The organism is Acinetobacter sp. 228 (assembly GCF_048147885.1).
Map to the genome: position 1 here is coordinate 1 of NZ_JAYWYV010000655.1, position 1,001 is coordinate 1,001.

Annotated in this window: 2 protein-coding genes; both read right to left on the reverse strand. The window is 39.8% G+C overall.

Features of this window, described 5'->3' with window-relative positions:
• On the reverse strand, positions 1 to 666 hold a 666-nt coding region (locus tag VXQ92_RS21630), incomplete at its 3' end, for a lyase family protein (protein WP_416683130.1).
• Between the two features lie 54 nt (positions 667 to 720).
• A partial coding sequence (locus VXQ92_RS21635) for a DUF489 family protein (protein WP_416683131.1) occupies positions 721 to 1,001 on the reverse strand: 281 nt, incomplete at its 5' end.

Genomic DNA, 1,001 nt, shown 5'->3' on the forward strand with positions numbered 1-1,001 from the left:
ATCCACATTTGGATAAGCAGAAAGGTGAGCATTGTAGTTACCTACTGCACCATTGATTTTGCCTAGTAATTCAACATTTTCAAATTGTTTGATTTGGCGAGCTAAACGATATGCAACGTTCGCCATTTCTTTACCCAAAGTTGTTGGGCTAGCAGTTTGACCATGTGTACGAGACAACATCGGTTGTTCAGCATGAGTTGTAGCTAAAGCAGAGATTGCATTTAAAATTTGCTTCATGCTTGATACTAAAACTTCACGACCGTTTTTAAGCATAAGTGCATGAGACAAGTTATTGATGTCTTCTGATGTACAAGCAAAGTGAATGAACTCACCTGCATTTTGTAATTCAGCAATACCTGCAATTTTCTCTTTCAAGAAGTATTCAACTGCTTTTACGTCATGGTTAGTTGTGCGTTCAATTTCTTTAATGCGGTTCGCATCTTCTTCAGAGAAGTTGCTTACGATTGCATCTAGAGCTGCATTTGTTTCAGCTGAGAAAGGAGCAACTTCAACAATTTCCGGACGGTTAGAAAGCGCTTGTAACCAACGCACTTCCACAGTGACACGAGCATGAATTAAACCAAACTCAGAAAGAAAAGGGCGTAGCGCATCACATTTGCTGGCATAACGTCCATCTAATGGTGATAGTGCGGTTAAAGCGTTCATAACGATTCCTTAATGCTGGAATAAACATAAAACAAAAATACTCTCGTTACAGCCTTAGATAACTTGGTACTGTAAACGAGCAAGTGCTTGAATATCCTGTAGCAATTTACGTTTGCTAAAAATCATGTTCCATGAACTACCGCCGAGTTGTCGCCATAAATGGGCCATTTGTAGCCCCGTAAACAGACAAGCACGAATACGGTTGGTATGGTTGGTATCTTTAAATGCCTCAGCATTACCACGAACAAGAATGCGTGGATTAATCTGTCCGGCAGTATCAACATAGGTTTGCGCCAAATTGGCTAAAATACTTGGGTGTAAATAGTTATTATCAA